Source organism: Caballeronia sordidicola, from assembly GCF_000729995.1.
Lineage (GTDB): Bacteria > Pseudomonadota > Gammaproteobacteria > Burkholderiales > Burkholderiaceae > Caballeronia > Caballeronia sordidicola_A.
Map to the genome: position 1 here is coordinate 1 of NZ_JNFG01000012.1, position 24,303 is coordinate 24,303.

The window sequence follows — 24,303 nt, forward strand, 5'->3', positions numbered from 1 at the left end:
GTAGCAACGAGAATACGAACGGCCTGCTACGTCAGTACTTCCCTAAAGGCACACGCCTGGATGGTTATTCACAAGCCGAGTTGAACAAGGTCGCCGCACTTCTGAATGGAAGACCACGTAAAACCCTCGACTTTATGACGCCCGCCGATAAACTTGCAGAAGTTATAGGTGTTGCGACCACCAGTTGAATCCGCCCGTGCCGCCACGCACAGTGGCTAATAGTGATAAAGAGAAAAGCCAACTCAAGCAGACCACTAACATTGAAAGCAGCAACCCGGCAATGACCCCGACCGCTAACGCAGGAACCCAGCAACCCGGCATAGACCCCGACCGCTAACCCTGGAACCTGGCTCCCCGACACCATCCCCGACCGCTAACCCTGGAACCCGGCCCCTAAGCCCGTACCACCAACACCCCCCCTCCAACCCCCAGTGCGAACGATCCAACCCATCATGACATCAGTGCGAGGTCTTCGTCGCGGTTCTTAGGCTGCGAAACCTTGACCACATCATGAACACCAGGCCGGCCCGGCGCCCTGAAAAACTCGGCGCAGAAATCGACGAACATCCTGAGCCTTGCCGGAAGCAATTCCCGGTGCGAATAGAACAGACATATTTCAACGCTGCTGTCCGATGTCGTGCATTCCGGCAGGACGTGCACGAGATTCCCCATGTCGATATCTTCGCGAACCATGGTTTCAGGCAACGTGGCAATGCCGGTCCCGGTCAGCGCCGCTGCCCGCAGCAGTACTTCGTTGCCGTCCATTGACGACATGGGAGACACGCTCACTCTTCGGCCATCCTCACGCAGATCGATGAAATCCGCGTTCTTCTTCCTCGACTCCGGGTCGACCAGCAGAAAGTGACTGGCGAGCTGCGAAGCGGTTTCCGGCGTACCGTATTGCAACAGATAAGTGGGTGAAGCGACAAGAATGCGCGGCGACCTGGACAGCGTCCGGCGAATCACCGCGGATTGCTCCACCAGATGAGGCGGAAGAATCGCTATATCGAAGCGGCCGTCATACAGATTCGCGGCGCCATCCTGAACGGAAACAACGAGACTCACATCGGGCGCAATGGCGTGATAGCCGCGCACCAAACGGGAGAATGTTTCGCATACCAGCATCGGGTGCACAACAAGCCGCAGTCTTCCGCCGTTGACCTCATGCTCCCGCGAGATGCGACGGTTTGCTTCATCGAGCTCTTCAAGCAATCGGCAGCAAATCAGATAGTACGGTTGTGCCGCTTCTGTCAAAGAGACGGACCTTGTTGTCCTGAGCAAGACTCTTGTCTGGATGCATACTTCGAGCTTGGCGATCGCTTTCGATATTGACCCGGTGGTCACATTCAAGGATTCGGCGGCCTTGCTGAAACTTTGATACCGCGCGGCCGCAACGAATGCACGCAACATGTAAAGCTGATCCATCTCGCACCTCACAGGCAAATTCACGAAGGGAGTATTCGGCCGCTCAGAACTGCAAAGATGACGAAATCTCAAGCGCCCGTCTGTGCGCGTAACCGAAGTCGAAGGTTCGCTTGCGGCTTGCACGCTGTCTGAGGCGGTGCCGGAATTAGCTGAGAGTCGTGCAATGTTCGGCCGAGGATTGAAGCGTAAGCGCGAACGCCGCGCGGTTCTATCGTCCGATGTGATGTGATGCGTTGTGCCGTCGCATGTTTGTCTAATACGTTCGGATGCTTTAAACCAGGCGGCGCGCCAGGCGGTGGCTCGACGGACCTTCGGTTAGCTTACTTGCGCAGTATTTCGTCAATCAGCACGAGCAGCCGCGCGTCGTCCACGGGCTTTGGGAAAAAACCGGCGGCGCCGCCAACGGCGGCTCGCTCAAGAAGCTCCTGCGTCGCGTAAGCAGTGATAAAAATGACAGGAACGGGCCGCTTCCAAAGCTTGATCGACTCAAGCAGCGCAAAGCCGTCCATGCCCGGCATGTGGATATCGGCGACAACAAGCTTCAGTTTCGACCGGTGCGCATCCCTTAGAAGAAGGTCGGCGGACGCATAGACAATGACCTTCCAGTCTGCGGAACGAAGCAAACTGGATGCCGCCATGCGGACGGATTCGTCGTCGTCCACCACCCCGATAACTGCAGAAGAGCGCTTTGATCTCATCTCGAGCCCGCAGGCCAGCCAAAGAAGGATTCAGGAAAATCGAATCTTCCACGCAAATTACCGGCCTGCGGACGAGGCGACAATAAGACCTTCGAATGATTTTAGTGACAGTTCGTATTAGGAGCGTTATCCGAAATCAATCCCGGTGGCGAGCGGGTGGCGACGGCGCAGCGACTGCAGGTGCGTCTACCTGGCGCCCTGGTGCAAGGGCTGCACCTGCTGCAACTTCCTGACGACATCGGGCACCGAGCGCGCATTTAGCTTGTGCATGGCTTGCGCGCGATGGATCTTGACCGTCACCTCGCTAAGACACAGGCGGTCGGCTATCTGCTTGTTCAACAGCCCATCGGCGACCAGCCTGATGACTTCCCGCTCGCGTGCTGTCAGCAAATCGTAGGTTTGACGGATGCCGGCGACAATCTTTTCCTGATGCTTCAATTCGCTATCCCTTTTCAGGGCGGCGGCGATTGTATCGATAAGATCCTGATCCTTGAACGGCTTTGTCATGAAATCGAAAGCACCCGCCTTCATGGCCTTGACGGACATCTCGATGTCACCGTGTCCCGTCAGGAATATGACAGGGAATCGGACACTTTCCTTGAATGGGTCCTGCTGCAGGGTCAGGCCGCTCCTGCCCCGCAGCCGAACGTCAAGAATGAGACAACTCGGCACGTCCGGCATGTCCGTGGCTAGAAAATCGTCGGCCGATTCGAATGCCCGCACTTGAATTCCGACTGACATGAGCAGAGAGGTCAGGGAGCCTCGAATAGACTCGTCGTCGTCGACCACATAAACGATCGAGTCCGGCAATGATTCACTTCCCGCCTCAACGTTGTCGTGTGTCATCGCCCCATCTTCGGAAAGTTTGTTGCGGCAAGCCGACGCCGATACCTTCCGTATGGTAAGCAATGCACGCGCTTATCGCTACCTATTGCGCAACGTCATTCCTATTTGTCATTGCGCCTTCATGACCGGGCGATAAAGAAAGACGCTGTTTCCTCCTATGAATAGAGCGGTGAACGAAGCATTCAAAGCGGCTTCGCCGCGAGTATCGCTGAAGCAAGAATCATGGCACCGGCGTTCACCGGTGGAGGATTCGAGTGGCGCGGATGATAGATCCGGTCACCCCGGTTTATCTGCGCCCCGCTCATTGCGCAGACGCCGGAAACCTTTGCGTTTGCGCCCATCCATATCTGGGCGGCATAGGAACAGCTCGTCGAATCTCGCCAGGCAATCGTGATAGTCGAGGAGCTTGTCCGCTCAACGAGACTGACCACACGATGCAGCGAAGCTCCGGTTGTGCAAGGGTCGTCGTGGCCAACAGCCGGGCCGCGTCTCGCCCTGAGCGACGGCTTGTGGCAGATGTTCGGAAGTGGTGATCCGCGAGACAGGAGTCGTATCGTCTGGATCCATGGATTGGTTTGACCGGCAAGCATTGTTCAGACTCCTGATGAAAAGTGGCGTCTCATTTTCGCGGCCAAAGTTCCAAGGCTCGCGCGAACACGTTTGGTGCGCAGAGCGGCTGCCCCGTCGCTCCTTCGTTTCGAGGCTGACGGTTGCCGTGTTGCGGTAAGGTAATCAATCCCGCGCTTCTTTTCTAGTCGTCCGAGCGGATGCGCGATTCATCTCATCGTCCGCCCGCGTCATACCTTGGGATAGGCATGTTCTGAAGACTCAATGTGCATATGACGAACGAGATGGCGTCAATGACGCAGTGCGGCCCTTGCGGCCACGCAACTGCGGACGTATCCGGACGTGATGCATCTGCCGTACGTTGGTATGAGATTCTCAACCGAAGAGCGGTTGCGTGACATCCCTTCGATGATTGGTCTGCCGACAGGGGTGTCACCGGATTCAATAGCTCGTGAGCGGCGCGGCTTGCCGCTCGCGGGGACACCGCTTAAATCCGCGGATCGAAATCGAACTCGAGTCTGATGCCACCGGGCTCGTACACCATCGTGTGCCGCTTGGGTCCTTCCCCCAGATTTTCCGGCGCGAACTCGGCCACCACGCCGGGCCATCCTGAGACGCGCGCAAAGACATCGTTAAGCGCCTCTTCACTGCCTACGCGTAACGCGAGGTGGTGCAGGCCGACATTGGTCTTGCGGTCGAACGCAACCAGCTTGTCCTGATTCGTCACCTGCCAGAGCGTCAGCACGACGTGGCCATCGGACACAAAGGCCGCGGGGTACGCGGGACGCTCTCCCACCAGGTTCCAGCCAAGGCACTGAATGAAGAAGTCCCGCGTGTCGTCCAGGTTGTGAACCGCCAGCCCAATATGGTCGATTCCGCTCGTCAGAGGTTTGCCATCCATTGTCATTTTCTCCGTTTATAACTAAACGATGGCGCCGTGGGACGACAGTCCGGCGAACGCCTCTATTTCAAGCCTTGCTCCCTGCGATATTCGTCAGCCGGTAGACCGCCGCAGCCCCGGTTTCGACGCATGGCTTCGCGCGCTCCTTGATCGTAGATGACGAACCGGCCGTCGTCCAGCGCCGGCGTCCCGGTATGTGGGCCGGTGCCTGGTATTGCTTGGCCGCGCTTAGTGCCCGGCGCTCTGGCCGCCGTCGACGTGCAGGATTTCGCCGGTGACGAACGGGGCGGATTCCAGATACACGATCGCGTTGACGATGTTCATGTTCAGGCCCATGACCGTTGCATAGTCTTCCGCGGTGTAGCTGGTAAAGGGCTTCGCGACGAAGATGCCGGCGTTGTTGACGAGCGTATCGACGCGGCCGAAGTGCTTCACGGCTTCGCTGATCACGCGGCGAGCGGTGTCGGGGTCGGCAATGTCGCCGGCCACGGTGACGATGTTGGGGTCTTCCGACGGCTTGATGCTGCGCGCAGTGGCGACGACGCGATAGTTGAGCTTGCGGAAAGCCTTGACGACTTCCGCGCCGATGCCTTGCGACGCGCCGGAACGACAATGACCTTGTGTGAGGTGCTCATGGTAGTCCTCCAAATCAATTGAGGGGGTTCTGTTGTCGAGCGCTATCCGCGAAAAGGAAGCCTCGCCCGCGGGCGGGGAAAATGAGGCTGAATGCGTTGCGTGAATTACTTGCCCGGTTGAGTGACTTCACCGGTGTACCGGTCGAGATTGCCGCCTTCCTGAGGCTAAGGACATGCGCGGAAGAAATAACGTGAGTGACGTCCGGTCTACACGACTCAGTGTAGGCACCCGCTCAGCAGATACCAATGAGGATCACTGCATCGGTCAATCAAGAATCAGGGCACCATATTGAGCGATGCGAAGTAATACGGGGTGAGTCAATAGCCGACTTTCGTCGTAGCGTGGCGTCTCGCGACGGATTTGTTCGTGACCGACACAAGTGTTGTTCTAACTTGGCCGTTTACCCGGAAGGCAAGCTTCCGCAGAATCAATACAAGCACTGCGAACTGCGGTTTGCGGTCGGTCGAGGCTATAACGATGTGAGGCTTGCCAACAGGCGGCCTCTAAAGACGGCTCAATTGGACAATAGTGAAAGTGTTTGCCCAGGGTATTGCGTAGCTGCCGCACTCATCGCTCCGCCTAATCGGTTCACTTAATCATACTAATTGCCAACAGGAGCTTGTATGCCTGACGATATCCTTCCCCAAACCCCATCGCGTCGGCGCTTTATCGGCGTGGCGGCGGCAGCCGTTGTTGCGGGCTCGCTGAGCCGGCTCGCTTTCGCGGACACGAATCAATCCATCGCTGAAGTCGCACATTCGAGCGGCGGTGACAAGACCGCCATTCGTCCGCTTCACGTGCATGCGCCGGAATCTCAACTTATCGACTTGAAAAGGCGTGTCAAGGCGACCCGGTGGCCCGAGCGGGAAACGGTGACTGATGCGTCGCAAGGCGTGCAGCTCGCGACCATGCAGAAGCTCGCAGCGTATTGGGCGAGCAGCTATGACTGGCGCAAAGTGGAGGCGAGGCTGAACGCTCTGCCGCAATTCGTCACTGAGATCGATGGCCTCGATATTCATTTCATCCATGTTCGCTCGAAAGACGCCAATGCGTTGCCGGTGATCGTCACGCACGGGTGGCCCGGCTCGATCATCGAGCAGTTGAAGATCATCGGTCCGTTGACCAATCCGACGGCCCATGGCAATGCGGCATCGGACGCTTTCGACATCGTGATTCCGTCACTCCCGGGCTACGGGTTCTCAGGCAAGCCGACAATGACCGGCTGGGATCCTCAGCGGATCGCACGCGCCTGGGTGGTCCTGATGAAGCGTCTCGGATACACGCGATATGTCGCACAAGGCGGCGATTGGGGGAATGCCGTGACGGAGCAGTTGGCCCTGCTGGCACCGCCTGAACTGCTCGGCATTCACACCAACATGCCGGCTACCGTGCCGGACAATATTGCAGAGGCACTCAAGCAGGGCGAGCCGGCGCCGGCAGGCCTCGCACCCGACGAGAAGCACGCCTTCGATCAGCTCGACTATTTCTACAAGCATGGCCTCGGCTACGCCCAGGAGATGACGGGCCGCCCGCAGACGCTGTATGGAATTGAAGACTCACCGGTCGGGCTCGCCGCGTGGATGCTCGACCACGATGCCGCCAGCCAGGCACTTATCGCACGCGTGTTCAACGGTCAGACTGAGGGGCTTTCGCGAGACGACGTTCTGGATAACGTGACACTGTATTGGCTCACGAACACGGGCGTTTCTTCGGCGCGTTTGTATTGGGAAAACAAGCTTAATTTCTTTGCGCCCAAGCACGTTGAGATTCCCGTTGCGGTCAGCGTCTTTCCAGATGAAATCTACGCCGCCCCGCAGAGCTGGACAGAGAAGGCGTATCCCAAGCTGATTCACTATAACCGCCTTCCTAAAGGCGGACACTTTGCGGCCTGGGAGCAGCCGCAAGCCTTCTCTGAAGAGCTTCGCGTGAGCTTCCGCACACTGCGCTGAACGCAATGCCACGCAAGGAGGCGGGCGACGCAGTTCGTGGTCGCCCGCGGGGTCGCGGCTGATTGCGCCGCGAGTTAGCGCTCGATCGACGTCATGGCGGCCTTGCACTATGCGTGGGTCGCGCAATCGCACTCAGGAGGTCCTTCGCAATGAATGGTTTTATCAGCAATTCATTAGTTGAACCGCCGAGGTCATCGCATTGCATGTACCATCCAGGATAGGGCGGAGTGGGCCGTGAACGGAGTGTTCCGTGAGTCTTCACAACGTCCGTAGGTGTGCCTTCATCGCCAACGCGGGGCGCTTGCTGCGTATCAACGAGGCAGATGCGCCCCGGGGGCTCGAGAACTGGGAAATCAGTTGGGTCAACCGTCACAACACCTGAGGGGATCACGATGCAACGGAGAAATTTCATACGTGCAGCCGCCGGCGCTTGCGCTGCTACCGGTCTTTCGTTGTCCGTGCTGACGACCACGGACAGTCAGGCGGCCACGAGCGAGACGAACGCGGCGAAGCGGCGATCGATTGACGCAAAGGTGCAGGGCACAATCTCGCGACTCTATTCGATCGTCAAGGGTTCGCGGGAGCTTGTCGCGAAGGCGAACGGCGTGCTGGTGTTTCCCTCCGTGCTTCAGGCCGGCTTCGTCGTAGGTGGTCAATATGGCGAAGGTGCGTTGCGGGTCGGCGGGAAGTCGGTTGGGTACTACAGTACGGTGTCCGGATCCTTTGGCTTTCAGGCAGGTGCCCAGTCGAAGGCGATCATCTTCCTGTTCATGACACGCGATGCACTAGGCAGCTTCCGTAACTCGAAGGGGTGGTCCGCCGGAGGGGAAGGCTCGGTCGCGCTTGTGAAGGTCGGTGCGAATGGGGCGATCGACACGACCACGGCAACCGCGCCGGTCGAAGTGATAGTCCTGACCAATGCGGGTCTCATGGGTGACGTCTCGCTCTCAGGTACCAAGGTGTCGCGCCTGAATATTTGATGACCGGGTTGGTCGTCGCGTTTATAGAGGCTCCAGTGGTCGGGACATGCGCGCGGGCTTGATGGCCCGCGCCGGATTAGGCCTAGGCCTGCAGGACCTCGAGCAGCGCCTTGGCAGTCGGGCCCGATGAGGCCGGGTTCTGGCCGGTGATCAACCGCCCGTCGGTAATGGTGAGCACGGCCCAGTTTTCCACCTTTTCAAAGTGGCCGCCCAGACGCTTGAGTTCATCCTCCACAAGGAACGGCATGACCTTGGTCAGGCCCACGGCTTCTTCCTCATCATTGGTAAAGCTGGTGACGCGCTTTCCCTTGACGAGAGGCTGTCCCTCGTAGGTAGCCTTGAGCAGCACACAAGGCCCATGACAGACCGCGGCGACCGGCTTGCCGGCATTGTAGAAATCCTCGATCAAGGAAATCGATTTCTTGTCATTGGTCAGGTCCCACATCGGTCCATGGCCACCGGCATAGAAGATCGTGTTGTAGTCGTCCGCCTTGACGTCGGCAAGCTTGACGCTATTGGCCAAGGCCTTCTGGGTCGCGGCGTCCTTCTTGAAGCGTTCCATGGTGTCGGTCTGATTATCCGGATCGTCGCTCTTGGGATCGATCGGTGGCTGGCCGCCCTTGGGCGAGGCCACTGTAACCTCTGCGCCGGCGTCCGTGAACACGTAGTACGGGGCCGTGAACTCTTCAAGCCAGAAGCCGGTCGGCTTGCCGGTATCTCCAAGCACGTTGTGCGAAGTCAAAACCAACAGGATTTTCATTGCCAGTCTCCGTTCATTGAGGCGCATGCCTGAACGCGGCATCGCCCAAGGGAATTCCCGAAGTGGAAGTCGTTGCTCAGATCAGATATTCACTATCCTCACCTTGCAGGGAAGATTAGCCCGCGCGGGTTGGTGCACGGGAGCACCGGTCGCGATGACGAGGACGCTGCCATAAGGGCCTGCTATCGCGGACACACAGCTTGTATTTGACGCCCACGCCCGGGTCGTGCGCTATCTGTCGATGGTATGGCCGGACCATGCGATGGTATGAATGGACTCGGCCACTAGTCTTGAACGCCTCAGGGGAAGCCGTTGCAGGCACGGCTCTCGCATGACGACTACGTTGCCGTGTTCCTGCTGGAATCAATATGCGAACCTCCCAACTTAATCCCGCGTCAATGCAGACCGTCCTGTTTGGCGTAGGTCGACTCCCACCCGCCGCCGAGCACCTTGCATAGGGTGATCAGGTTCGCGGCTGCGTCGGCCTTGCTTTGCTCAAGATTGCTCTGTGCGTCGAGCAACTGTTTCTGCACATTAAGTACGTTCAGAAAGTCGACCGCGCCTGCCTTGTACCGTTTCTCCGCAATCGACAGCGCGTTCTGATTCAGGCTCACGACCTTTTTCAGGCGATCGCGGCGCCGCTGTTCAGCGTCGTAGACAACAAGCGCATCGTCCACCTCTCGCCACGCATCGAGTACGGTGCGTTTGTAGAGAATCGCAGCCTCCTGCTGTTGTGCCTCGCGCAAGTGAAGCGTTCCCGTGAGGCGTCCGCCTTCGAAGATGGGAAGCGAGATTGACGGTCCCAGGACATACTGGCCCGATGCCCACGTAGCGAGATTCGACAGTTGCAGGCTCTGGAATCCGGCGCTGCCGTTCAGCGATATGCGTGGGTAGAAGTCGGCCTTCGCCATGCCAATCGACGCCGTGGCCGCGTGCAGTTGCGCCTCGGCTTTGCGGATGTCGGGGCGGCGTTGCACGAGTTCCGATGGAAGCCCGATGGGCACCTGTTCAGGCAGTGCCGGAACATCACGAGGCTCGGCGAGCATCTGTTCCAATGCGTGAGGTTCCTTCGCCAGTAGCAGGCCGATCGCATTGATCGTTGTCTCGGAACGCGATTCGAGTGTCGGGATCAGGCTTTCGATTGACTCGGCCAGCGCCGAAGCGTTATCCACGTCCAGATTCGTCACCACGCCTTCATGTACCCGCTTTTCCGTGAGCGTCGTTGCGTTGCGGGCGATCTCCAGGTTCTGTTTCGCGATCTGAAGCAAAGCTTGCGTGTCACGCAACTGAACGTAGTCTCGCGCGAGTTCAGCGCGGGCCGACAACAGGACCGCGTTACGGTCCTCGTATGAGGCATCGGATAAAGCAGTCGCGGCCTCGACACCGCGACGGGCGCCGCCCCAGATGTCGATTTCCCAGGATGCATCGAAACCGAACTGATAAAGGTTGTAAGGCGGCGAACCCTTGGAGCCCGGCAGCGGCGCCACGCCAAGCCCCGTGTTGCCCGCCGCCGACTGCTGACTTTGGAGCGGGGGGACGCCAAGCAACGAGAGAATACCGTTCGGACTTCCGCGCTCGCGGTTGTAGGATGCGTCGCCGTTCAGCGTCGGATATTCCGCGGCGCCGGCAATCCGTTGCTCCGCTCGGCTTTGCCGCAGACGTGCCGACGCCGCCGCGACGTCAAGGTTCGCATCGGTCAGTTGTTGTTCCAGCGAGTCCAGCGTCGGGTCATTGAACAGCGTCCACCATTCGGGACTTAATTCGGATTCCACAGCTTGGCTGGTGGCTAGCGCAGCCTGAGTGCGGTTAAACACGTCAGGCGTACTTGTCTGCGGACGTTCGAAGTCCGGGCCGACCAGGCAGCCGGTAAGCGCGAAGCACAGCGACACCGCGAGCGCCGGCGTGCGGATGGAGAATTCGCTCGCATTCATTTCGCGTCTGCTCCTGCGACCCGCGTATCGGCACTCTTGCCAACGGCGACCTCTGTTTCGACCGACAACCCCACGCTCAATTTGGACGCAGCCTCTTGTCCCCGGTCGATCGTGATCTTGACAGGCACGCGCTGGACGACCTTGGTGAAGTTGCCCGTTGCGTTGTCGGGCTCGATCGGCGAGAAGCTCAAGCCTGTAGCCGGGGCGAGACTATCGACGTGTCCTTTGATTACGACGCCCGGGAACGTGTCGACCGTGATCCGCACGGTCTGGCCGGGGCGCATGTTGGTGAGCTGATTTTCCTGGAAGTTGGCGATTACATAAGCTTCCGAAAGCGGAACGATCGCGAGCAGCGGCGTGCCCGTTGTAACGAATGCGCCGACCCGCACCGAGCGACGTCCAACCTTGCCGTCGACCGGCGCGGGAATCTGCGTGTAGGACAGGTTGAGCCTGGCCTGTTCGAGCACCGCCTCGGCCCGTCCAAGCGCGCCTGCCGCCTTGTTGCGCTCGGTATTCAACACCGCCAGGTTCTGTTCGGTCGTGCTCAGCGCGGCCCGATCGTGGGCCTGCTGCGCGAGCTGCTCGGCAAGCGTGCTGGACGCTTGCTGCTGCTCCTGAGCCGTTCCTGCGCCGGATTCCGAGAGATTCTGATACCGCGATGCGTTTTGCCGCGCAAACGCGATCGACGCCTCGTCGGACTTAAGCGTCGCGCGCGCCTGGTCTACGAGCGAAGGCTGGCGCGCGATCTCGGCCTCGTAGTTTGCAACCGACGCCTTTTCCGCAGTCACGTCCGCTTCCGCGCTCATCAATGCGGCCTTGAAGTCACGGTCATCAATGCGCACCAGCAACTGCCCGGCTTTCACCTGCTGGTTGTCTTCCACGAGCACCTCTGAAATCTGACCGGCGATACGGGGTGCCACCAGCGTGAAATCCGCCACTACATAGGCATCGTTGGTGGTCTCGCTAGTCGCGTGGGACAGTAGCCTTATACAAGCCCATATCGCGATCACAAGGATGACCACATACGCGACAAGACGAATTGTCTTCGGAGAGGGTCGAGTGACAGGTGACATATATATTGTCGCTTAGCGGGGAGGGGGCGGCGTAGTGCACCAGGGCGGATAAATACGCACGGGTAGCACTGGAATAATGAGCAGAAAGGCGACGGCGATGCCGGCCATCACGCGGTAGAGATCCGCTGACGTCAACACTTCGGCCTGCTCATGAATCCGGTGCGCGAGTGCGCCCAGGCCATGAGTTGCATCGATGCTTTGGCCGGCAATTAACGCCTTGTTGCCCAACCGGTCCACCAGCATGCTCGAATGATAGTGCTCGCGCGCCGTCCCCACCCCTTCGATAAGACCGTTTGCCACAGCCGCCGCAAATGTCTTGAGCGAGTTGACCATGGCCGAAGCAAATGGACCCTCGGTCGGGGCCAAGCCCGTCGTGATGCCCATCAGGATCGCCATGATCAGCATGGGTTGCGCGACAATCTGTATTGATTGAAGCCAGTAAAAGTTGTCGCGAATCCACTCGGAGGTCACGAAACTCCCCATGAAGAACGTGACCGCCATCAGGCCAAGTCCAATGGCCATGACCCAGCGGTGGTCGACTTTCCGAAGATTCAGGAGAGCGGCGGCCGCAGGCAGCGAAAGCAACAGAGGAATTGCTACCAGCAAAGACAGTGGCGTGGTTTGCAGCGGCCGGTAACCGTGAATATGCGCGAGATATTGGCCGGGTATGGCGGCAACGCTAACCAGCAGGAAAGCCGCGCCTCCCAGTGTCATAAGCCCGTGCGTGAAGTTTCTGCGAGCGAACAGTTGCAGCTTGAAGAATGGCAGCGGATGAAACCACTCATTGATCAGGAATGCTACAAACAATAGCGTACCGCCACAAAACATTGCGGAGATAAACGTGGAATTCAGCCAGTCGAGGCGGTCCCCCTGCAGAAGGCCAATGACGAGCATGGCGATGGCGGGGTATCCCAGCAGGAGTCCGAGCCAGTTGAACGATTGAAAGCGTTCGAGTTTAAGGGGATCTGCGGGAAGCCCCTTGTAGATCGCCACACAGCTCAATAAACCAAGCGGCACGATTTGCCAGAATGTCATTCGCCAACTGACATATTCTGTCCATAAGGCTGCAAGGGGCGTACCCAGCGACGGCCCGAACGTCGCAGTGAGTGCATATCCGGCGAGTCCGTATAACTTGATGTTTGGGGGAAGATATCTTAGCGCCACGATGATCAACATCGGCGGCAAACATCCGTTGGCAACACCCTGTAGCCCACGCAACACGTAGAACGTCTGCAGGTTCGGCGCCAAGGGACAGAGGACTCCAAGCAACATCAGGGCGAGCACGGCACCGATCGTAAACCGCTTCAGCGTGAACGTTATCCCGAACCACGGGGCGAATGCCATCGTCGCTGCGTTCGTGGCCTCGTAGATAGTGGTGACCCAGGTGCCGTCGTCACCGCCAATGGAGAGCGCGCCGCGAATGTCCGCCAGCGCCGCTGCGGTGACCTGTTCATTCAATATGGCCAGTAGCGACGCCAGCAGCATGCCGACCAGGCCGACAGCAATGCGAAGCGGGAGCTCGGGTTCCTGGGCCGTTTGTTGTACAGGAGTCTCTGCCTCGCGCGCAGGAACCTGCGTCGCCGATCCGGCCGCCTGCGGTTCTGGTGTTCCGGTCGTGGGTAGGTTGGCGGCGGTCATGATTGATCTAATTCTAGGAGACGGGTTCGCGTTCTTGCAGCCAATAAAGCTCGCGTATCAATTCATGCCATTCACAATTCAGGACAATGCCACCGTAGCTACCAGGGACGACGGAACCACCTGGAAATGATTCTTTTCCATTTGCTCAACAGAACGTATTTCATCGCTGCGCAGCGGCCTGAACAACCCGGTTTCTTTCGGCATGCTTGCGGGATTCACGGGCAATGAGTCATCGCGCCTGACCTAAAAACGCGCCGTATCGGCTTGTGAGCGGCGTCCTCATTCTCTGCTCATTCTCGCGGCTCACACTGCATTCATCCGATACAGCGAACCGCTTGCATCGCATGACAGGAGAGCAAAAATGAAAGCCATCCGTTACTTGGTCGTCGCCGCCGCGCTCGGTTGCGGCTTCGTGAGCTGCGCACAGGCGCATGTGTCCATAGGCATCGGTTTTTCGGCGCCCGTGTATCCGGTCATGCCGGTCGTGCCGGTGATCGCGGCCGCCCCTGTGTATGTTGCGCCGCCGCCCGTGTACTACGCGCCGCCTCCTGTCGTAGCCGGTTACTACGGCCGTCCTTATGGATACGGCTATGGCTACGCGCGGCCCTACGGCTGCGTAAATTGCGGATACGCTTACTGGTCGCGTTGATGTCCGGGCGCGTCGACGCCTCAGGGCGTTGTGTGTATTTTCATCGGCGCGGCGCCGGTGACGGGCATCAAGCTATGACGGCGGTCCGTTTGCTCGATGAAGCCGTCTATCAAAGCGGCGAGCGCCTCGGGATACTGATACATCATTGCGTGTCCCGCCGATGCCACCACCTCTAGCCGCGCCCCTGCGATCAACGTCCCAAGCGCGTCCGAGTTCTGCCTGGGCAGGACCACGTCCTCAGCGCCGCCCACGATCAGCGTGTCGGCCTGCACGGCCTTGAGTGCGACTTCTGTTGCGTCGTCCGCGGCCCAGTCACGCAGCAGAGCGGACTGGCCCTGCGTCACCGTGGCAGTGATATCGGGCGAACCGTAATCGGCGGGACTGAACATGTTCGCGCGGAAGCATTGCTGCGCTGCGTCGAGCGCCAGGGGTGGAAACAACACCGCCATGACGCTCGCGAAGGTGGTGCCAGGCGCACCGGAAAGCCTTGCAGCAATCCCGGGCGGCACCGGCACGCCGAGCCGTCCTGGCGCCGGCGCGTTCATCAACACGATCCGGCGCAGGGCGGCGGGCCTGTCGATCGCGAGTTGCTGCACGATTGCGCCGCCCATCGACCAGCCAACGACCGTCACGTCATGCAGATGCAGCGCGTCGATCAGCGCGGCAGCGTCTCCTGCCATGTCCTCTGCGGTGAATGACACCGCGCCGGGTTGCGAGCGGCCGACGCCGCGGTTATCGAAGACGATCACGTCGTGTTTTTTGCCAAGCGCGGCAAGAAATGCTGCATCCCATTCAGCGACTGTCGCGCGATAGCCCGTCTGCAGCACGACCGGGCTTCCATGCCCGAAGCGGTAATACGCGATATCGCCTCTCGGCGTGTGCGCGATCTGCTGGCGCAGGGCTGGATCGCGGTCCGGCCGGTGCGCCACGTCGGGGCAGGCGTTTTCCGCGGGGAACCGGACATCGCGGGCAAGGGCGGATGCTGAGACCAGCATCAACGCGCATGCAATCTGAACCGCGACAGCCTGCAAATGCCTCATGTAACACTCCTGATAGTGTGTGAAGGCGGCATCGCGCGATGAAAGTACCGGGAAGGACCCCTCGTCCCGTGCAAAAAAACGCGGAAATCCTGCCAATAAGCGTAGTCGACCCGCCGCGATATTCGGTACTCTTGCATGCAACACGCTCGCACGCTCAAGCCGGCCTTGCGCTTCTGCCCACCTGGAAATGGATGGACACCTTGATCCACGAAATGACCAAGACGGTTTTGCTGATTGTCGCGGCGTTATTCCCGATCATCAACCCGCCGGCGGCCGCGTTCATCATCCTCAGTCTCACGCCGCACGCGACGCTGGCCGAGCGCGCGGACCTGGCGCGGCGCATAGCGGTGAACAGCTTCGTTATCCTGCTGGCGTCGCTTTCGGTGGGGGCGTACCTGCTGTCGTTTCTCGGGATCTCGATTCCGGTCCTGCGCGTGGCGGGCGGGCTCATCATCGCCATGGCGGGCTGGAACCTGCTCCAATCTTCCGACGATGATTCCGACGATGAGCTCAGCGAAGAAGCGCAACGGGAGCCGGTGGCTCATCGGCATGGTTCCCTGAGATTGAAGGCGTTTTATCCACTGACGCTGCCGGTGACCGTCGGTCCCGGGTCGATCTCGGTGGCCATCGCGCTGGGCACCGGCACGCCGCGCAGCGGCCTGGAGCCGGTGCATTTCATTGGCGTGGGCGTGGCGCTCGCGCTGCTGTGCATCACCATTTACTTGTGCGTGCGCTTCGTGGCTAACGTCCAGCAGCTGCTCGGGCCGGCCGGCACGCAGATCGCCATGCGGCTTTTCGCATTTGCGATCTTCTGCATTGGCATGCAGATCCTGTGGCTCGGGCTATCGGAACTGCTCAATTCATTGCATCCGCACTAAAGCATGCCGACGCTGCAACAGGACCGTCGCGCGCCGGCGAACCACGAGGGCGAGCTCGATCAGGAACGCGAAAACCCCGACGGTGAGGGCGGCGCTGGCTATGGCGAGCGAAATGTCGAGCAGGGCTTGGAGCGTGGCGATCATGATGGTTTTCCTAATCTTGTTTTGTGGACGTGCCGTACACGCCGTATCAATGAACAGGATTCTGATGATGCTGAATGAGGAGAAAATGAGCTCGGTCGACGTTGTTTCGCGGCTGACTTAGAAGCCGACCGCGGCGCCGAGCAGCAGCCAGGGCAGCATTTCGTCATACGTAGCAGGGCGTTCACCGGACAGCGACAGCGGGTCTTTTTCGTCCAGGACGCTGTGGCCCATGCGCGAGGCGGTTTGATCGCTGTCGCCGGTGCTCGAATGGTTATTGAAGAGTTGGAACATGAGTCGTCTCCCGTGGGGTCCCATAGCGCTTTGCTCGGGTCCGACGCATGTTCACAGGCAAGAATGAGCAGAAAATGAGCGCGCGGACAGTGCCACGCCGCGCTTAGGTCCTTGAGCCAGAACCGGTAATTGACCGATGAACCCATCGCTTTTGCACGCGTTCCGCCGCCATTTAATGAGGCCTTCGCTGCGCAACAATCTCATCGTTGCGCTGGCGGTGCTGGTCAGCGTCGTCGCCGTTGCGCAGAGTCTCAGTACTTATCAGCTCTGCCGCACGGGCATGAGCGCGCTGCTCGACCTGCGCCTTGAGCAGGTCGCCTTGCGCATGCGAGGCGATCTCGCCGATGCCATCCCGAGCGCGCCCGCGCGCGGCTCGCAACCGGCGCGCGATATTGTGATCACCATCCGCAAGCCCGGCACCGATGTCCCATTACGCTCCACCGAGCCGTCACTGTCGCTGCCCGAAAGCGCCCCGGCGGGATTTTCTTCGGAGAACGTGAATGGCGAACGCTGGCGCATCTACACGCTGCGCCAGGACGAGAGCGTGATCCAGGTGGCGCAGCGTTCGTCGGTACGCGACGAGCTCGTGCGCGAAGCCGCGCTCACCACGCTCTGGCCCACGCTGATCCTGTTACCTCTGGTGCTCTTTGCTGTAGTCGTGATCGTGCATCGCACGCTGCGGCGGCTGACGCCGCTCGGGCAGGCAGCGCAATCCATCGATGCCGCGCATCTGCAGCCACTGCCCGTTGCAGGTGTGCCGGGTGAAGTGCTGCCGTTTGTCGAATCGATCAACCGCATGATCGCGCGGCTTGCACAGGTGATCGAATCCGAGCGCAAGTTCATTGCCGAAGCCGCCCACGAACTGCGCACGCCGCTCACCGCGCTCCAGTTGCAGGCCGACAACCTGCAGCCGCATATTGTTGCCGGCAACCAGGAGCGCTTTCAGGAATTGCGCAGCGGGATTACGCGCAGCGGCATGCTGATCGGGCAGTTGCTGCGGCTCGCGCGCGCGGACGCGCCGCTTGACGCTGCGATCGAGCCTGCCGATGTTTCGCCCATCGTGGTCGATGCCGTCTCCGGGGTGCTGCCGATTGCGGCGGCGCGGGGTATCGATATTGGCGCGGAAGCCATGCTCGCCGACAAGGTCGCCGCTTCGGGCGCGGATGTCGCCATTGCGGTCAAGAATCTCGTGAGCAATGCGGTGCGATACACGCCGGATGGAGGCACGATCGACCTGCGCATGCGCCGCGAGGCGAACGCCCTATGGATCGAGGTTACGGACACCGGTCCGGGCATTGCGGAGGAGTCGCTGCCGCGTGTCTTCGACCGATTTTTTCGGGCGAACCTGGACACGCACGCGGATGTGGAAGGTACCGGTCTCGGCCTGTCGATCGTGAAAGCGATCACGGCAAAATATGGCGGCGAGGCGGTTATTCAGAACCGCCGCGACGGCCACTCAGGGATTGTTGCGGCGGTCAGTTTTCCGCTGGCTGGCGTGTGAGAATAAGGTCAACAGCGTGCAGTCCAATGCAGCATCGTGTTTTTGGAGAAAAGCATGAGAGTCCTGCTGGTCGAAGACGATCTCCAGATCGGGCAAAGCCTGTTGCGTGCACTGAAGGATGCGGACTACGCCGTTGACTGGGTGCGCGACGGCCTGGCTGGACGCGAGGCCATGAGCGCCGCCGACTACACCGTCGTGCTGCTCGACATCGGCTTGCCGGGCATGTCGGGCATCGACCTGCTGCGCGCTGCGCGCGCGGGTGGCAATCCGGTACCGGTGCTGATCCTGACCGCGGTCGATGATCTCGATACGCGCATCCAGGGCCTCGATATTGGCGCAGACGATTACCTGCTCAAGCCCTTCGAAGTCGGCGAACTGCTCGCCCGTATTCGAGCGGTGCTGCGGCGCAAGGCGGGTTACGCCGTTTCCCGCCTCGGCGATGACACCCTGTGCCTGAATCTCGACCAGCGCACGCTGACGTTCGGCGACAAAGCGGGCGCCTTATCCGCGCGCGAATTCGCGTTGATGCACGCGCTGCTCGAACATCCGGGAACGATCTTCTCGCGTGGGCAGATCGAGGACAAGCTGTACGGCTGGGGCAAGGAAGTGGAGAGCAATGCCGTCGATGTGCTGATCCATTCAGTGCGCAAGAAATTCGGCCAGGGCGTGATCCGCAATGTGCGCGGACTCGGCTGGACGGTCATGCTCGGCACGCCGAACGAGCGCAAATCCTCCGACGACTGAGCGAGGCCCATGGGAATCGTCCGCGTTTCGAAACTGCTGCTCGTGATGGCGATGGCGCTGCTCGCGTCGCTCGTGAGCTTCGGCAACCTCACCGACTACGGCAGCAACCTCACGTTCGTGCAGCATGTGTTCCTCATGGACACGACCTTTCCCGGCAACGCGAACATGTATCGCGCGATTTCATCGCCGGTGGTGCAGAACGCGGGTTACATGCTGATCATTGCGCTCGAAACGGCGACCGCGGTGTGCTGCTGGATCGGCGCATTCAATATCTGGCGCGCGCGCCGGGCGACCGGACCGGCGTTCACGCAGTCGAAACGGATGGCGATTGCGGGACTCACGCTTGGCTTTCTCACGTGGCAAGTCTCGTTCATGTCGATTGGCGGTGAATGGTTCGACATGTGGATGTCGACTACCTGGAACGGAGAGGAAAGTGCGTTCCGCTTCTTTGCGACCTTTGCGCTCGTGTTGATTTTCGTGAGTCTTCGCAATGACGATATCGCTGAGTAGGCTCGCATTGGTGCAGGCAATGTTAACGCTCTTCACGTCTTTTCCCGCCATGGCTGCGGCCCTGCTGATTGATACGGGTAAGCCGGCCACGATTACGACTGAAGCGTTACTCGCCATGCCCGGCGCCGCGACGATCCAGGTCCCGGACGACGTCGCCTTCCATCGCACGATGACCTACCGAGCCGTACCATTGCGCTCGCTGCCCGGCGTGCGAACATTGCCCGCCGATGCCGAATTGCAAATCACCGCAACCGATGGCTTCGTCACTAACCTGCCTGCGGCGCTCGTGCGCGGCGATAGTGGTCACGGCGCGACGCCGTGGCTTGCGATCGAACCGCATGACAAGCCTTGGCCGCGGACGTCGAAGGGAACGGATATCGGTCCGTTCTATCTCGTCTGGATCAATCCGGGCGCGTCGGGCGTGATGAGCGAACAGTGGCCGTACCAGATCAACGCCATCCGTGTGGTGGCGTCGCGCGCGGCGAAGTGGCCGCAACTCGCCGTGGATAACAGCGTGCCGGCAAACTCGCCCATTCGCCGCGGACAAACGCTCTTTGCGACGCAGTGCATGGTTTGTCATCGGATGAATGGCGCAGGCGACGCGTCGGTTGGCCCGGATCTGAACCTTCCGCGTAATCCGACCGAGTACTTTCAGGCGTGGGCACTAAGGGCCTATATTCGCGATCCGAAATCAATCCGGGAATGGTCCGGCATGAAGATGCCAGGCTTCGACAAAGCTAACCTTAGCGATCCCGACCTCGACGCGATCATCGCTTATCTGGGCTACATGGCGCAAAGGCGCAAGTAGCTGCGCGCTCGGCGAAGGCCTGCGATGCGCCGACTGAGGCCACAACACCACCGCTCATTCTTCTCTAATTGTTGGTCGTTACGATTCGTTGCATGGATTCGGCAGCAAGCATTTCTTGCCAGTTCAGATCAACGACTAAACCATCAGGAGAAGCATCATGTTAGTGAAGACAACGCGCATTCTCGTCGCAGCCGCTGCCGTAATCGCAGTGACAATTGGATCGATCGGATCGGCCCAGGCCGGCACGCTCGCCGCGCCGGCGGGCAATCAATTTATCGAAGAAATGAAAACGTTGCAGCCGCAGCTGAATCTCAGTACCACGCAACAGACGGCTTATGACGTTGCCATGGACACCATGCGTCAAAGCCATGTCACGGCGCGGATGAATGAAGATCAGCTTCAGCAACAGTTCCAGTCGGCGCAGCAAACGCCAATTCTCGATCTGCGCGCTATTCATGCAGCGAACCTGAAGGTGGAAAAGGAGGACGCGCAGGCACGCGAGCAGTCGGCCAATGCATGGATTACCTTCTACGACGGCTTGAACAACAGCCAAAAGACTGCAGTCAGTTCACTGCTCAAGGAGCAGTTTGCCGCGATTCAGAATCATCCCGGCAAGCCGTATGAACCGAGGACCGGCTTGTGATTATGGTTGACCCTTGCGACGCGCAAACTCGCCCGAGCACCGCTTCATGCAGTTCTCGACGCGTAGCGAGCGCGTCAGGTTTGTTTCTCCAAAGCGTCCTGCGATATTCGACTCGATCAGCGCTTAATCAGCATCGACATAACCGCGCTCGCCGCGCACAGTCCCGCGACAATCGGAAAGATGATCGACGTATTGCCCGTTGAATCAATCATGTGGCCGATGACCGGTTCGCCAATGCCCGCGAATATATAGGACATGGTATTGAGGACGCCGGTCGCAGTACCCGCAACGCGACGACCAAAAATGTCCGGACAGAGCGCCCAGAACGATGACGCCGGGCCGAAGACAAAAAATCCGCAAAGGAACAGCAGGGCAATCGCGAGCATGCTTGCGTGCGGCACGAACATCATGAAGATCGCCGTGGTCGATGCCAGCACCATGTACCAGACGATCGCGACATAGCGCCTCCCCTGAAACAGCACGTCGGAAATCCAGCTGTTCGATAGTGAGCCAAGCGCCATGCCTACAGGCAGCGCAACCGTGATCCACTTCGGATCGATCAGCGCTGATGAAGTCTTCCAGTCCATGCCGAGAAAATGGACCGGCACCCAGACGACCAATGCGTATCGTGCGGCGTTCTGGAAACCGATGGCAAGCCCGGTGATATAGAGCTTCCAGTTTCGCAGCACGATTGCGTATCGCTGTGCGCTCGTCAAATCATCCTGTACTGCAGGCGGCGCGATGTCACCTGCGGGTTCAACAGCGTGAAGATGCTTGTCTTCAGGACGCTCCGATACAAACAGCAAGACCACCAGCGCGCCGAGCAGCATCGACAGGGGAGCGAGTCTAAAGATCCAGATCCAGCCGAGATGCATCGAGCCGAGAATGAGAACGGGAAAAACATAAGCGAGCACGGACGAGAATCCGGAAAATCCGATATAGACGCCGTACACAAAACCGCGATGTTTGTGATCCCACCAGTTCGACAGCAAGCGGCTGCCCGGCGCGAAACCCATCGACTGAAAGTAGCCGTTGGCGCCCCATGCAAGCAGGAAAAACAAGAACGTGTGGCCGAAGCTGAAAACCCAGTTCGCCGCGAGCGAGAGAACTGCACCGGCGATCATCATTGCCTTGCCGCCGAGTTTATCGCCCAGGTTGCCGTTGATGAATTGGCCGCCTGCATAGCACCACAACATCGTTGCGCTGATCCAGCCGATCTGGTATTTCGACAAGCCGTAATCGTGCTGGATGCCGGACACCGCAAAGCCCAGGGTCTGGCGCCCGGTGTAATAGAAGAGATAGCAGAACGTGACGCCAATGAGCGCGCGCCATTTGTATTGACTGAAAGTAGCGTCCCGCGATATTGGTTTGTATTGCAAAGTATTGGGTGTATCTGAGGGCATGTCTGTCTCCGTGCGGCGCGCAGTCTTCGCTGCGCTAGCCGGTTACTTTATTGACCGAGGTGATTGAGCGCGATATCGATAACGTCGAAATTACGCAAACGGCGAGCGGGGTCAACATCAACTACCTTGCGGTTGAAGATGAGCGGCACTTTTTGCTCGGATACTCCGCCGTGTGAACGCAACGGCACGGTCAACCCGGACAAGTCATGTTGGTCAGCAGCGCTGCCGAGCACCGTCAGACGTTCTCCCAGCACCACGAGATCGCCAATCCGATCTTCAGGCACTTCGAACCGCTGGCTGGCTTGCGAACGCGTCAATACCGCCTCAACACCCGCTATGCCGGCGAGAAACTCCGTGACATCGCGCTGGCGTTCCCGGTCATGCAGGTAAATCGTTGCATAGGATCCGAGCGCGCCGTGGTGTACCACGTAGGGGTCCGTAATCGGCAGGATGACGCGAGCGAACTTCTCCCCGTATCGGGCGTCCAGGACGTCTTGCAAAAATACGATGTTTGGGCGGCCTATGGCATCGGTCTTGGCGTTCATGCCGTGATCGGCCGTGATTGCCAGTATTGCGCCTTCCTCGTGATAACGCTTGAAATAGCCGTCCATCATTGCGTAGAACGCATTGGCTTCCGGCGTGCCTGGCGCGTACTTGTGCTGTACATAATCGGTTGTCGACAGATACATCAAGCCCGGGCGCTCGCGGGTCAGCAAAGAGAGCCCCGCGGCAAAAACGAACTCCGAAAGCTCCGCGCTGTACACGGGAGGCACCGGCATGCCGACCCTTGCCACGATGTCCTCAATACCGTGCTCCGCCAAGTTCACTTCATCGGCCTTTTCAGCGGAAAAGCAGATGCCTTTCAACTGATGGCCGAGCAGGCTGCGCAGCTTGTCTTTTGCGGTCACCACCGCGACACGCTGACCCGCGCGGGCCATCTCGGCGAGGATGGTCGGCGCTCGAAGGTACTTCGCGTCGTTCATCAGGACCTCTTCGTTCGCTTCCTGATCAAAGAAGAAATTCCCGCAGATGCCGTGAACGGACGGCGGCGCACCGGTCACGATCGACAGGTTGTTCGGGTTGGTGAACGACGGAATCACGCAGTCTCCCGTCAGCACCGAGCCGAACGCGGGCAGCTCGGCGAGGAACGGAGCTTTCCCTGCCTGGATGGCCTGATTGATGTATTCCTGTTCGCATCCGTCGACGCAGACAACAATCGTCGGAGCCGACGGCAGTCGATACGACCGGGCATTAACGTTGATAAGTTCAGTCATGGATCACCTCTCTCGTTGAGCTGATGCCAGCGTATGATGGGTTGCTTTCTCACACAATCGCTAAAAACTAGCCGAACCTGTGTATAAAACTCACATATGAGACAAAAGCTCCCGCCGCTTAACGCGTTGCGGATATTCGAAGTTGCAGCTCGTGCCGGAAGTTATTCGGCCGCCGCGCGAGAACTGAACCTGACCCACGGCGCGGTCAGCCGGCAAATCGCGAGTCTCGAGGACTGGCTGGGCCAGCCGTTGTTCGTGCGCGAGGGGCAAAGCATGGTGGCGTCTTCTCATGCCCGGGCGCTCGCCCGCGAAATCAGCGCCGCGTTCGACCACATTGCGGACGCCGCGGAACGCTACGGGAAGAACCGGCATGTAAAAGTCATTCGGGTCAGCGCATCGGCCACGGTCGCCATGCGCTGGCTAATCCCGCAGCTGCCTTTATTTGCCGGCACATTTCCGGACGTGGATGTGCGCGTTTCAACCGCGATGTCCACGGAGCCCGCATTCACGGGAAGCTTCGACGTTGCAATACGGCGGGACATACCGAGTGGCGGCCAATTTCAGGCGTGGCCGTTGTTCCGGGAATCGAATACCGTGATTGCGAGCCCGTCGCTGCTCGCCCGTTCGGGCATCACGACCGTTGAGCAGCTTGCCGCCGAGACCTGGCTGTCGAGCGAAACCCGCCCGGGCGACTGGGAGGCGTGGGTCGAAGCCGCGCACCAGCCCACGCTTCGAGCCAGCAGAACCTTACGGTTCGACCATTTTTTTGTGACCTTGCAGGCAGTAGCCGATGGGCTCGGTTTCGGCATAGGCCCATTTCCTACGCTCGATACCGATTGCGTAAGCGGTCGGTTGGAAAAGCCATTTCCCGATTTGCTCTCGCCGGGCTCGACCTACTACGCGTTGGTGCCGCTTGACGCTGACAAGCCAGTCCATATGAGAGCGTTCGTCGATTGGCTGCAATCCGTCAGCGCGAAGGAAACGTAAATCGCGGTGCCTGACGCGCGAGAGCGC

At 59.6% G+C, this 24,303-nt stretch carries 26 protein-coding genes and 1 pseudogene; 12 read left to right on the forward strand and 15 right to left on the reverse strand.

Annotation, left to right across the window (positions count from 1 at the left end; all coding sequences use genetic code 11):
* On the forward strand, positions 1 to 188 hold a 188-nt coding region (locus FH08_RS0113165), incomplete at its 5' end, for a hypothetical protein (RefSeq protein ID WP_031358769.1).
* A 262-nt stretch (positions 189 to 450) separates the two neighbouring features.
* On the opposite strand, the gene FH08_RS0113170 is transcribed toward FH08_RS0113165, so the two are convergent.
* The 6 genes and pseudogenes from FH08_RS0113170 to FH08_RS48395 form a co-directional block, all read right to left on the reverse strand.
* Entirely contained in the window at positions 451 to 1,425 is a 975-nt protein-coding gene (locus tag FH08_RS0113170; protein ID WP_031358770.1) for a LysR family transcriptional regulator, read from the reverse strand.
* A gap of 320 nt (positions 1,426 to 1,745) precedes the next feature.
* Positions 1,746 to 2,123 carry a response regulator gene (locus tag FH08_RS0113175; RefSeq protein WP_031358771.1) on the reverse strand — a complete coding sequence of 126 codons (378 nt, stop codon included), beginning with the start codon at positions 2,121 to 2,123 and terminating at the stop codon, positions 1,746 to 1,748.
* A gap of 186 nt (positions 2,124 to 2,309) precedes the next feature.
* Entirely contained in the window at positions 2,310 to 2,969 is a 660-nt protein-coding gene (locus tag FH08_RS0113180) for a response regulator transcription factor (protein WP_031358772.1), read from the reverse strand.
* Between the two features lie 182 nt (positions 2,970 to 3,151).
* Entirely contained in the window at positions 3,152 to 3,559 is a 408-nt protein-coding gene (locus FH08_RS50055; RefSeq protein ID WP_031358773.1) for a DUF3331 domain-containing protein, read from the reverse strand.
* Positions 3,560 to 4,023: 464 nt separating this feature from the next.
* A complete protein-coding gene (locus tag FH08_RS0113190) occupies positions 4,024 to 4,437 on the reverse strand; it encodes a VOC family protein (RefSeq protein ID WP_031358774.1) in 414 nt (137 codons plus the stop codon).
* A gap of 228 nt (positions 4,438 to 4,665) precedes the next feature.
* Positions 4,666 to 5,072: pseudogene (locus tag FH08_RS48395) on the reverse strand (SDR family NAD(P)-dependent oxidoreductase).
* 624 nt (positions 5,073 to 5,696) lie between these two features.
* On the opposite strand from FH08_RS48395, the gene FH08_RS0113200 reads away from it, so the two are divergent.
* The 3 genes from FH08_RS0113200 to FH08_RS0113205 all read left to right on the forward strand — a co-directional run bounded on the left by FH08_RS0113200 (position 5,697) and on the right by FH08_RS0113205 (position 8,002).
* A complete protein-coding gene (locus tag FH08_RS0113200; RefSeq protein WP_031358775.1) occupies positions 5,697 to 7,022 on the forward strand; it encodes an epoxide hydrolase family protein in 1,326 nt (441 codons plus the stop codon).
* A 250-nt stretch (positions 7,023 to 7,272) separates the two neighbouring features.
* Positions 7,273 to 7,404 (forward strand): hypothetical protein, encoded by a 132-nt coding sequence (locus FH08_RS54005; RefSeq protein WP_268810828.1) that lies wholly within the window; start codon positions 7,273 to 7,275, stop codon positions 7,402 to 7,404.
* A 10-nt stretch (positions 7,405 to 7,414) separates the two neighbouring features.
* Entirely contained in the window at positions 7,415 to 8,002 is a 588-nt protein-coding gene (locus FH08_RS0113205; protein WP_031358776.1) for a YSC84-related protein, read from the forward strand.
* An 82-nt stretch (positions 8,003 to 8,084) separates the two neighbouring features.
* Here FH08_RS0113205 and FH08_RS0113210 read toward each other — a convergent pair whose 3' ends face one another.
* From FH08_RS0113210 to FH08_RS0113225, 4 genes are all read right to left on the reverse strand, one after another.
* Entirely contained in the window at positions 8,085 to 8,762 is a 678-nt protein-coding gene (locus tag FH08_RS0113210) for a type 1 glutamine amidotransferase domain-containing protein (protein WP_031358777.1), read from the reverse strand.
* A 395-nt stretch (positions 8,763 to 9,157) separates the two neighbouring features.
* Positions 9,158 to 10,693 (reverse strand): efflux transporter outer membrane subunit, encoded by a 1,536-nt coding sequence (locus FH08_RS0113215; protein ID WP_031358778.1) that lies wholly within the window; start codon positions 10,691 to 10,693, stop codon positions 9,158 to 9,160.
* Complete coding sequence (locus tag FH08_RS0113220; protein WP_031358779.1) at positions 10,690 to 11,766, reverse strand: HlyD family secretion protein; 1,077 nt, start codon at positions 11,764 to 11,766, stop codon at positions 10,690 to 10,692. The genes FH08_RS0113215 and FH08_RS0113220 overlap by 4 nt, the downstream gene beginning before the upstream one ends.
* 12 nt (positions 11,767 to 11,778) lie before the next feature.
* Complete coding sequence (locus FH08_RS0113225; RefSeq protein ID WP_031358780.1) at positions 11,779 to 13,404, reverse strand: MFS transporter; 1,626 nt, start codon at positions 13,402 to 13,404, stop codon at positions 11,779 to 11,781.
* Between the two features lie 361 nt (positions 13,405 to 13,765).
* On the opposite strand from FH08_RS0113225, the gene FH08_RS0113235 reads away from it, so the two are divergent.
* Positions 13,766 to 14,053, forward strand: coding sequence for a hypothetical protein (locus FH08_RS0113235; RefSeq protein WP_031358781.1), 288 nt, complete (start codon positions 13,766 to 13,768; stop codon positions 14,051 to 14,053).
* Positions 14,054 to 14,073: 20 nt separating this feature from the next.
* Here the strand turns inward: FH08_RS0113235 and FH08_RS0113240 are convergent, their stop codons facing one another.
* Positions 14,074 to 15,093: an alpha/beta fold hydrolase gene (locus tag FH08_RS0113240; protein ID WP_051888250.1), complete on the reverse strand. Its 1,020-nt coding sequence runs from the start codon at positions 15,091 to 15,093 to the stop codon at positions 14,074 to 14,076.
* Between the two features lie 191 nt (positions 15,094 to 15,284).
* On the opposite strand from FH08_RS0113240, the gene FH08_RS0113245 reads away from it, so the two are divergent.
* Positions 15,285 to 15,971 carry a MarC family protein gene (locus FH08_RS0113245; protein ID WP_031358783.1) on the forward strand — a complete coding sequence of 229 codons (687 nt, stop codon included), beginning with the start codon at positions 15,285 to 15,287 and terminating at the stop codon, positions 15,969 to 15,971.
* Here the strand turns inward: FH08_RS0113245 and FH08_RS52540 are convergent.
* A complete protein-coding gene (locus FH08_RS52540) occupies positions 15,954 to 16,115 on the reverse strand; it encodes a hypothetical protein (RefSeq protein ID WP_160172467.1) in 162 nt (53 codons plus the stop codon). The two genes, FH08_RS0113245 and FH08_RS52540, sit on opposite strands and share 18 nt — an antisense overlap.
* 117 nt (positions 16,116 to 16,232) lie before the next feature.
* Positions 16,233 to 16,406, reverse strand: a complete 174-nt coding sequence (locus tag FH08_RS52545) for a hypothetical protein (protein WP_160172468.1) — start codon at positions 16,404 to 16,406, stop codon at positions 16,233 to 16,235.
* Between the two features lie 136 nt (positions 16,407 to 16,542).
* Here FH08_RS52545 and FH08_RS0113265 point away from each other — a divergent pair, with 136 nt between their 5' ends.
* The 5 genes from FH08_RS0113265 to FH08_RS0113285 all read left to right on the forward strand — a co-directional run bounded on the left by FH08_RS0113265 (position 16,543) and on the right by FH08_RS0113285 (position 20,612).
* Positions 16,543 to 17,907, forward strand: a complete 1,365-nt coding sequence (locus tag FH08_RS0113265; RefSeq protein ID WP_235210352.1) for an ATP-binding protein — start codon at positions 16,543 to 16,545, stop codon at positions 17,905 to 17,907.
* Between the two features lie 54 nt (positions 17,908 to 17,961).
* Entirely contained in the window at positions 17,962 to 18,651 is a 690-nt protein-coding gene (locus FH08_RS0113270; RefSeq protein WP_031358785.1) for a response regulator transcription factor, read from the forward strand.
* Between the two features lie 9 nt (positions 18,652 to 18,660).
* Positions 18,661 to 19,161: a DUF2165 family protein gene (locus FH08_RS0113275; protein WP_031358786.1), complete on the forward strand. Its 501-nt coding sequence runs from the start codon at positions 18,661 to 18,663 to the stop codon at positions 19,159 to 19,161.
* 19 nt (positions 19,162 to 19,180) lie between these two features.
* Complete coding sequence (locus FH08_RS0113280) at positions 19,181 to 19,969, forward strand: c-type cytochrome (protein ID WP_235210353.1); 789 nt, start codon at positions 19,181 to 19,183, stop codon at positions 19,967 to 19,969.
* 157 nt (positions 19,970 to 20,126) lie between these two features.
* On the forward strand, positions 20,127 to 20,612 hold the full coding sequence (locus FH08_RS0113285) for a hypothetical protein (RefSeq protein ID WP_051888251.1): 486 nt from the start codon (positions 20,127 to 20,129) through the stop codon (positions 20,610 to 20,612).
* A 116-nt stretch (positions 20,613 to 20,728) separates the two neighbouring features.
* On the opposite strand, the gene FH08_RS0113290 is transcribed toward FH08_RS0113285, so the two are convergent.
* Both FH08_RS0113290 and phnA read right to left on the reverse strand, forming a co-directional pair.
* On the reverse strand, positions 20,729 to 22,015 hold the full coding sequence (locus tag FH08_RS0113290) for an MFS transporter (RefSeq protein WP_051888253.1): 1,287 nt from the start codon (positions 22,013 to 22,015) through the stop codon (positions 20,729 to 20,731).
* A gap of 47 nt (positions 22,016 to 22,062) precedes the next feature.
* Positions 22,063 to 23,289: a phosphonoacetate hydrolase gene (gene phnA / locus FH08_RS0113295; RefSeq protein ID WP_031358790.1), complete on the reverse strand. Its 1,227-nt coding sequence runs from the start codon at positions 23,287 to 23,289 to the stop codon at positions 22,063 to 22,065.
* A gap of 96 nt (positions 23,290 to 23,385) precedes the next feature.
* On the opposite strand from phnA, the gene FH08_RS0113300 reads away from it, so the two are divergent.
* On the forward strand, positions 23,386 to 24,276 hold the full coding sequence (locus FH08_RS0113300) for a LysR substrate-binding domain-containing protein (RefSeq protein WP_031358791.1): 891 nt from the start codon (positions 23,386 to 23,388) through the stop codon (positions 24,274 to 24,276).
* Positions 24,277 to 24,303: the final 27 nt, after the last annotated feature.